At 34.2% G+C, this 8,009-nt stretch carries 12 protein-coding genes; 11 read left to right on the top strand and 1 reads right to left on the bottom strand.

Annotated elements, in window-relative coordinates:
• Window positions 1-86: 86 nt before the first annotated feature.
• The 11 genes from ACFHWD_RS20160 (at window position 87) to ACFHWD_RS20110 (ending at window position 7,520) form a co-directional block, all read left to right on the top strand.
• Window positions 87-257 carry a hypothetical protein gene (locus tag ACFHWD_RS20160; RefSeq protein ID WP_179977706.1) on the top strand — a complete coding sequence of 57 codons (171 nt, stop codon included), beginning with the start codon at window positions 87-89 and terminating at the stop codon, window positions 255-257.
• A gap of 69 nt (window positions 258-326) precedes the next feature.
• A complete protein-coding gene (locus tag ACFHWD_RS20155) occupies window positions 327-566 on the top strand; it encodes a hypothetical protein (RefSeq protein ID WP_179977705.1) in 240 nt (79 codons plus the stop codon).
• An 81-nt stretch (window positions 567-647) separates the two neighbouring features.
• The gene (locus tag ACFHWD_RS20150) at window positions 648-1,106 is read left to right on the top strand and encodes a hypothetical protein (protein WP_179977704.1); all 459 of its coding nucleotides are present in this window, start codon (window positions 648-650) and stop codon (window positions 1,104-1,106) included.
• On the top strand, window positions 1,103-1,603 hold the full coding sequence (locus ACFHWD_RS20145; protein ID WP_179977703.1) for a hypothetical protein: 501 nt from the start codon (window positions 1,103-1,105) through the stop codon (window positions 1,601-1,603). Before ACFHWD_RS20150 ends, ACFHWD_RS20145 begins: the two co-directional genes overlap by 4 nt.
• 46 nt (window positions 1,604-1,649) lie before the next feature.
• Window positions 1,650-2,468, top strand: coding sequence for a prepilin peptidase (locus ACFHWD_RS20140; RefSeq protein WP_179977702.1), 819 nt, complete (start codon window positions 1,650-1,652; stop codon window positions 2,466-2,468).
• An 18-nt stretch (window positions 2,469-2,486) separates the two neighbouring features.
• A complete protein-coding gene (gene lepB, locus ACFHWD_RS20135; RefSeq protein WP_378062900.1) occupies window positions 2,487-2,993 on the top strand; it encodes a signal peptidase I in 507 nt (168 codons plus the stop codon).
• 26 nt (window positions 2,994-3,019) lie between these two features.
• On the top strand, window positions 3,020-3,754 hold the full coding sequence (locus tag ACFHWD_RS20130; RefSeq protein WP_378062899.1) for a hypothetical protein: 735 nt from the start codon (window positions 3,020-3,022) through the stop codon (window positions 3,752-3,754).
• Between the two features lie 26 nt (window positions 3,755-3,780).
• Entirely contained in the window at window positions 3,781-4,212 is a 432-nt protein-coding gene (locus ACFHWD_RS20125; protein ID WP_179977699.1) for a hypothetical protein, read from the top strand.
• Window positions 4,213-4,251: 39 nt separating this feature from the next.
• Window positions 4,252-5,682: an ATPase, T2SS/T4P/T4SS family gene (locus ACFHWD_RS20120; protein ID WP_179977698.1), complete on the top strand. Its 1,431-nt coding sequence runs from the start codon at window positions 4,252-4,254 to the stop codon at window positions 5,680-5,682.
• On the top strand, window positions 5,679-6,428 hold the full coding sequence (locus ACFHWD_RS20115; protein WP_179977697.1) for a hypothetical protein: 750 nt from the start codon (window positions 5,679-5,681) through the stop codon (window positions 6,426-6,428). Before ACFHWD_RS20120 ends, ACFHWD_RS20115 begins: the two co-directional genes overlap by 4 nt.
• Before the next feature lie 12 nt (window positions 6,429-6,440).
• Window positions 6,441-7,520, top strand: a complete 1,080-nt coding sequence (locus ACFHWD_RS20110) for a hypothetical protein (RefSeq protein WP_179977696.1) — start codon at window positions 6,441-6,443, stop codon at window positions 7,518-7,520.
• A 71-nt stretch (window positions 7,521-7,591) separates the two neighbouring features.
• Here the strand turns inward: ACFHWD_RS20110 and ACFHWD_RS20105 are convergent, their stop codons facing one another.
• Window positions 7,592-7,840 carry a helix-turn-helix domain-containing protein gene (locus tag ACFHWD_RS20105; RefSeq protein ID WP_150358524.1) on the bottom strand — a complete coding sequence of 83 codons (249 nt, stop codon included), beginning with the start codon at window positions 7,838-7,840 and terminating at the stop codon, window positions 7,592-7,594.
• Window positions 7,841-8,009 lie beyond the last annotated feature (169 nt).

Below are 8,009 nucleotides of genomic sequence, written 5' to 3'. Positions count from 1 at the left end.
GCATAAAAACAGGTCATTTTTAAAAAATAAATTAACATGCAGATTTATACTATGCTGGACTCAGGTTAAGGTTGGAGGTAATAAAAATGGTGGTAAGGAGAAAAAAAGGAGGCCTTTCATATATTCTGGCTGTTGTCCTGATGCTGTATATAACAGTTAAGCTCATTTCAAGTTTTGAATACGTAGCATATGAATTCAAGGAGCTTTTAGTAGATACCAATACTCAGGTAATATACATAGATGAAAATAACGAGTAAGGGGTGGTCATATGAGAATATACACGAGGGGCTCACCTTGGTGTAAATAAATATAAGGAGGATATATAGATGAGTATATCTGCTATGAAAAAGAGAAAATCCAAGAAAGGCGGACTTTCAACCATAATAGCTTCTGTGTTTATGGTTCTTTTGACTATATATGTGTTCACTTCAGCCATTCACCCAACAGCAGTTGCAATAAAAGATCAGGGGCAGGATGCAGGACAAGCCATAGTTGAAGAGAAAGCCAACATTATAGCTGATTTTCTTCCTACTACATTCGTAGATCCAACAAATGCTGGAGAGTAAATAATTAAAAAAGACCTCTAACCAGGTCTTTTTTAGTAAAAATAGTAATGATATTTATACGACAGATAAGGTGGTGATCTTTTGAATAAAAGAGGAGGGCTTTCAGTTATACTGGCATCCATAGTAGTTTTATTTGTACTTTCAAACATAGTTTTAAATATATTTATAGGGTTGTCTGAGATAAATACAGTAGGGAATTTGCACGGTATTATACAGACGGAAGCTGATACTGCAGCCAATAGCAAAAAGGTTGATGGAGCAATATATCAGTTTTTTGACAGGGATGTTAAGGGATATCTTCCAGTTTTAAAAGAGTACACTACTATTTACACTGTGTATGAATACAAAGATGGTTCTATTACGGAAGTTGGCAAGACATATGGAAGTGGCAGTTTCAATATGGAACTGAAAACAGGTCAAATCCTTAAGATAACCATCAGGCAGGATAATGTATCCACCCTTCAGAAAATGAACAACTTGTTTACCGGTGAAGATTTACAGGGCAGAATAATTGTATCAGGAAAGAGGGTGGTAAATTGAAAATCAATAAAAAAAGAAGCAAAGGAAGCGCTCCCGGTTTCATATTGATGGGTATGTTTTTTATTATATTTTTTATTGACTGCTACCTCGTAATGAGTCATTATGCACACATAAGAAATGAAAAATATATAATAAGCAGCAGGATAGAAAGTTCATATAAGCAGCCTGTGAATACATATCAAAATGATTTTGAGCAGTTCTGTGCAACGAGAGATTTTATAAATTCAAGCTATGGGCCATCGGAAGTGTATATCATATCACCTGCAGGTTCAGCTTTTAATGTTGATTATATTGCAGGTTCGTCAAAAACACCTCTAAACAGCAGCCCAATGGATGCTAAAAGTATAATTGCCATACTCCAGGGAAAAATTGAAGATGACGTCCAGATGGAGAAAATCAAAAATTATTTGAATTCAAATCCTGAAAATGTTCTAGTCTTTTACAAATTCAAAAACAGTTCAGTTAATATTAAAAAATCTTTCAATATCCATAAATAACCTAAATTCAACATATATCAAAATGTATAAATAAGGAAGTGTAAAAATGATTCTTTTAGAGATTTTATTTTTGCTTGCCATGACTTATGCCGCAGTTTGTGACTGGAAGGACAGAATTGTATATACAAAAACATGGATTGCAGCTTCAATTATTTCATTGTCCATAGCTTTACTCAAAGGATACAGCATACATAAGATGCTTGCCTATTCCCTATGGTTCTGTTTATTTTTGATTATCATGGATATAGTATGCACGATAATATACAAAATTAAGGACAGGCCATTTCTTGTAAATAGAAATTTAAATGCAGTGGAGGCAGTTGAGAAGGCCGAAGACAATCCGACGCAGGAAAATATAGATATGGCCAGAGGATTTGTGTTTGATTCCGGAAACGAAAAAATCCTAAGTTCTAGGTTGGACAAACTGCAGCAGGAATTAAACAAATTCATATCTCAAATTGAGCTTGTCAATAGATGCTCTGAAAAGGTAGCACTTGCCGAGATAAGCAATACTGGAGCTGATTTATATACGGCAGGTGCATTTCTTTCATGCAGTACCAAGAGTATTCCAAAGAAGTTCAGAAGAAATTTTTATAGGAGAATAAAGAAACTTGGGCTTTATAGGAAAATAAAAGAACTTCCAGACAAAATAGTTGATGAAAAATGTTATGGGATAGGATGGGGGGATATAAAAATATCTCCGGCAGTAACGCTTTTTTACGGCAGCCACGGTGCTTTTATAATGCTTTTGGTATTAATTCTCTCACTGCTGAGCCAGAGATTTATAAAACAGGACGATGACAGCATACCACTTGTAACATATATGGCCATAGGCTGTGTAATAGCATTTTTTATTAATTTATAAAGAGGTGGCTTATAGAATATGAATATTTCAGAAAGAGTCAAAGAGAAAATCAAACTTGTAATATCATCCATCGTAGTACTTCTTTTAGTTGTTGCTGTCTCATCGGTACTATCCCGAAATGTTTCAGGCAAAGTCAATGTGGAAGTGGTAGGCGATTCAATGCAGCCGACACTTCACTCGGGAGAAAAACTCACTGCAGATAAGGACATTACCCAAATAAATAGGGGAGACATAATAATATTCAAATCAGTTGATGATAATAAGGTCCTTATAAAAAGAGTTGTGGGACTTCCGGGAGAAAAAATAAGAATCCAGAATGAAAAGATTTTTATAAATAATAAGGAACTCGCAGAACCTTACCTTAAAGAAAAAATGAACTCAGCTATGGACAAATATTTACCTGTAGATATGTTAATTCCAATTGAAGTATATTACGTCATGGGGGACAACAGGAACAACAGCAACGACAGCAGAAATTTCGGGGTTGTACCCATGAAATCCATAATTGGCAAAATTGAAAAGTAAAGTAACAGAAAGGAGGACATAGTGTTGTGATAAATTTAAAAAGCAGGAAAAAGGAAATTGGAATAGTGCTTGCAACATCTGCCGTATGGATTGGAATTATAGGTGCCACTTTCTATATTACAGGTTCCGTACCTTCACTAAAAGGTAAATATGTGTACAGTGTCAAAGCCGCAAAAAATATAACGGCAGGCAGTATTGTAAAACAATCGGATCTTAAAATTGTTAAAGACTCCATTTACAACAAGGTACCTACTTCATATGGCTATAATGAGACAAAATCCATAGTCGGGAAAATAACAGACAGGAACATATACAAGAATGAAAACATTAAAAAGGATGATATATCCGAGCCCACAAACGGTTTAAGGCCATGTACTCTTTCTGTATCGTTGGATACTTTAAGCGATAATTCCATAACATCGGGTGATTATGTGGATGTCATAGTGAACTATAAGGAAAAAGGCAGAAAACCGGATATCATAGTGTCTAAGGCGTTGGTTTCAAAAGTTGTTGATTCCACGGGAGAGCCAATGTCAGATCAGAAAACATCAGATCAAAAACAGATACCAGCCCATCTTACTGTTCTCGTAAATAATTCCGACATTTTATCTATTGAAGATGCAAAAAAGATAGCTTCCTTTAGTTTCTACAAATATCCATCTCAAAATACAGCTGCATCCAAGGTTATGTATATTCCATCATGGGATAAGCCGGTACCGTCACCTGCCCAACAAAGTTCAGATAGTGCAGTACAAAAATAAGATTTTTAATTAGGAGTGAGAATATAATGAAAAAATTAAAGCTATGGAAAAACATGTGGGTTTCAACTCTAATAATTTACATCATAGGTTTGCTGGGGCTTTTTAAAATAAAATGTATATTTCCAACTTTCGAAAGCTTTTTGTCTATAGCGGAAATTTCACTTGTATTAAGTGGTTGGATGATGATTTTTTGGTTCTCTGTGAAACTTATATTAAAAGTACATATAAGCTTTAGAGACTCCATGAAGAAATTAATTAACTCTTTAATAATGCCTTATTTTGGATTGGGATATATAATATTTCTTTGCGGTAATGATTTTTCTTTTAATGGAATGATGAAACTATTTTTCATAACATTAGTTATTCTTTGTATTCCTATTTTCATAAACGCATTAATTTGGCTGAAAAGTCATGTGAATTTCAAAGGAGAGATAAATGAAAGTGAGAGAAAATCATAGTGTAAAATGTATTAATTTTAGAAGAGGAGATGAAATCATATGTCGTTGGATAAACTTCTAAATTCAATAAAGGACATTATGCTGTCGGATAATTCGGATATTGAAAATCTCAATGAACTCATCAAGCTGGCATCTGCAGGAGATTTAAAAAGCAAGAATATGCTTAAAGTTTATATAAAAAAATACCTTGCTGATATTTTGGATAAGGAACATTCTACTGTAGATGGTTATATAAAGCAGTATCACATAAATTATTTTGAACCCGTATATAAAGGTGATGATAGGGATTATGGCAGGGTAATAAATTCTATCTGTATTTCCGGTAATTCAGATAGAGATAAAAAAATTGATTTGCTCATACAGATAATATACCAGGAACTATATGGCCTTTCAGTAATAGATCCATACAGTTATGGAGATATGGAGGGACTCAATGAGATAAATGTAAACAGTGCGGATTTTATAAGTTTTCAGGTAAATGGAAAGAGGGAGAGGGTAAAAAATCTATATTTTAAAGATAATAGGACATGTTTTGAGATCATAAAAAAGAGCATATCAAACTCCAGTGATGACGACTTAAGGCCGAACAATCCAGAAATAATATGTGACAACTTGAGCGGTGCAAGAGTAACGGCACTCATACCTCCATACAGCAGGGAACCTTCCTTAAATTTAAGGTATGAAGATTATAAATATATATCAAGCGAGAATTTAATCGTGGAAGGTACCTCAACAAAGCAGCTGGAAAGATTTATGGATATAATTATGAAAAGCAGACCCAACATACTTGTAGTTGGTCCCCAGAGTGCAGGAAAGACAACTTACCTTCTAAGACTTATATCTTCCATACCGGACAATTTGACACTTCTTACTATGGAATCATCTTTTGAACTTGCCATAAGAAAATATTTTCCGGATAAAGACGTCAAAAATTTAAAATTCCTGAACATAAAATCACCGATGGACTGCTTTAAAACCGGGCTTAGGCTTGGCCGTGACATTATGATAGATGGAGAAGTGAGGACACCTGAGGAGGCTTATATAACACTCCAGGCAATGACAAGACAAAATAGGGGCAGCCTAGGAAGCTTTCATACATCATCTATAAAAAATTTCATACCGGACTACAAAAATATGCTCATGCAAAACAATTCATACAAGAGCGAAGAATCTGCACTTTACGATATAGCAAGGGCGGTTGATATAGTTATATTCATAGCGCTGAACCTGGCCACAGGAAAAAGATATATACAGGAGGTTACTGAAGTAATCTTCAGACCTGAAAATTACCATATGCCATATGAATTGAATCCAATGTTTGAACGTAGAGAAGGAAATCTTGCCCTGATCAATCCAATATCCCAGGATTACTTAAATGAAGCTTTCAGTTTTGGCTTTACGGAAAAGTATATGGAAGAATTAAAGGCATTGTATGGTGAATGTGGAATAGATATGGGGTGCTTAAAATGATATTGAATAAAAAGACACTTACTTTGAAGTTGAACCTTTTCAGGAAAGATGCGTCAAGGCTTTCATCGGTGCTTGTCGGGATATATTGTATTGCAGTTTTGATTGCTTTTACGCTTATCATGCTACTCGACACCATATGGTACCTTAAACTTGTCTACATTGTATTTGCATTTGTACTGCCTGTTCTTGTCGGTGATTATATTATAAATTTCATGACATACAGGGTAATAAAAAAGATACCGAACAGCCTGGAGGAATTCCAGTACAACTTAAACAAATCATTTAAAATTGATACTGCAATAAAGGCCACATCTGAAAATTTGAAAGGACATATAAAAAGACCTTTTCAGATCCTATATTACAACCTCTCCAGAAATTCAAATACTGCTTTCGATGATTTCAAAAAAACATTCAATGATAAAAATATAAATGCCTTTTCCGAACTTCTAAAGGCTTATGTTGTCTATGGAGGTGACCTCAAGGAACTGAACAACCAGATAAGCAATCTCATTGTGAAAATGAGGGAAGAAAACATGTTTGCAGAAAAAGCCAGGGAAAAATTTTTGAAGTACAAGCTGGGAGCTCTATTCATGGTGGTGATAACTCTGCTAATGCAGAAATATATGAATGTAATTGTACCTGAAATAGGTCAATCACAAAATCCGCTTGATTCCATGAAATATGTATTTGTAGTCATATTTTACATAATATATTTTTTCTCAATGGACTTTTTAAGAAAGCTATAGGAGGGAGTCAATATGTCAAACAGTATAGGAAATTTATTTATTCTGGCAATTATAATAGCATGTTATGCCAGCTATTTACTTGATGCGAAGAATTTATTCAAAAACAAACTTTTGAAAAAAATTGTAAGGAAGGTACTTCCAAAACACAAGGATAAGGAATACAAGATTCTAGACAATCTGCTGGCTAAGTCTTCCCTTGACATGGCTGTACTGGATCTATATGTCATAAAAACAATTGCATTTATGGCAGCCTCTCTTCTTTTGTTCATGGTATTTATAACAAACACTCAGGTAAAGCAGAGGCAGGTATTTGAAACACCAGTATATTCGACTTATTCCCAAAATGATTTTCACAACAATCCTTCTACAAGACTCAAGAATTTCAATCTAATGAAAGTCCATGTTGATATCACTGGAATAAACAATAATGATGCAGGTTTTGAAGCAGTGAAAAGTGTATTATCAAAATATGGAGATGTAGATTCGGACAGGATCAATGACAGTTCATCAGTTGCCCTAAAAGATGCAGTATCTCTAAAGCCTTTGTATTCTGTTTCAAGAAAAATAAGATATGGTCTGTGGGCGGTAGTGTTCTTCTTTGTGCCTGATTTACTTTTAAAACTGTACTCCATTGTGATAGTGAGGAGAAAAGAAGAAGAGGTATACAACCTTGTCAATCTCCTGGTAATGGTGGGCAGCAATCCCAATGTGACTTCAAGGAACATGCTCAAGGCTCTGATAGACAATTCTCACTATTTGAAACCGTACCTTGTTGAATTTGAAACAAATTATCTTGTAGGCAGGGATGCCGCTTATGAGAAGTTTTTAAATGATGAAAGATACAAGTGCATATCAAAGATAATATCGGCACTGAGGCAGGTAGAGGAAAGTGATAAAACCTCCGCAGTCCATAATTTAAAGAGCGGAAATGAAAGCATTGAAAAATCAAGGAAATTAAACTTTGAGAATAAGATAGAAAAAAAGGAAGGCATTGCATTTGCCATATTTGTTGTAGGTGTATGTATTTTGATAAAGATTATTTTTGACATATCCATAGCTGGGATTTCCAATATGGGTAATATGAAAGTATGAACATTAAGATATGAAAAGGCTTATAAAGTTATTGTATTATATAGGCCTTTTTATTTATTCTTTTATAAAAATTATTCACCAAGTAAAAGCCAATTAAGAGATACATTAAGTGCTTTGGCGATTCCAATTACTTCATAATCAGCTACAAATCTGTCACCGGATTCAATTCTTGAAATGGATATTCTATCAAGCTTTATATTCATTAATTCTAATTTTGCAGCTAAGTCTCCTTGAGTCAGGGGAGGATTAAACATGTTACGGGCTTTTTTAACTCTAGTACCTATTACATTTTTGCTTCCCTTATACCAGTATATTTTCAAAGTAGTTCACCGCCTAATGTGCTAAAGATTAACTTTTAAATTGATTTTACATTTTTATATTGATACAATGTTGCTAAAGATGAACATTAAATAAAAAGGTTAGCAATAAATTTAGTAGTACCTTATTTAGGAAAATAGCCGAGAATCCTCCCATTTTCAAAGGGGAGAT

It is taken from the genome of Clostridium sp. MT-14 (assembly GCF_042436595.1).
Classification (GTDB): Bacteria; Bacillota; Clostridia; order Clostridiales; family Clostridiaceae; genus Clostridium_B; species Clostridium_B aromativorans.
Note: the sequence above shows the minus strand (reverse complement) of the source record. Positions and strands in the feature narration are given on the sequence as shown.

What these genes read in the sequence shown, in the direction of transcription:
- ACFHWD_RS20110 (WP_179977696.1), top strand. Translation starts at nt 6,441, where the DNA reads ATGTCAAACAGTATAGGAAATTTATTTATTCTGGCAATTATAATAGCA.
- lepB (WP_378062900.1), top strand. Translation starts at nt 2,487, where the DNA reads ATGAATATTTCAGAAAGAGTCAAAGAGAAAATCAAACTTGTAATATCA.
- ACFHWD_RS20125 (WP_179977699.1), top strand. Translation starts at nt 3,781, where the DNA reads ATGAAAAAATTAAAGCTATGGAAAAACATGTGGGTTTCAACTCTAATA.
- ACFHWD_RS20160 (WP_179977706.1), top strand. Translation starts at nt 87, where the DNA reads ATGGTGGTAAGGAGAAAAAAAGGAGGCCTTTCATATATTCTGGCTGTT.
- ACFHWD_RS20155 (WP_179977705.1), top strand. Translation starts at nt 327, where the DNA reads ATGAGTATATCTGCTATGAAAAAGAGAAAATCCAAGAAAGGCGGACTT.
- ACFHWD_RS20115 (WP_179977697.1), top strand. Translation starts at nt 5,679, where the DNA reads ATGATATTGAATAAAAAGACACTTACTTTGAAGTTGAACCTTTTCAGG.
- ACFHWD_RS20120 (WP_179977698.1), top strand. Translation starts at nt 4,252, where the DNA reads ATGTCGTTGGATAAACTTCTAAATTCAATAAAGGACATTATGCTGTCG.
- ACFHWD_RS20140 (WP_179977702.1), top strand. Translation starts at nt 1,650, where the DNA reads ATGATTCTTTTAGAGATTTTATTTTTGCTTGCCATGACTTATGCCGCA.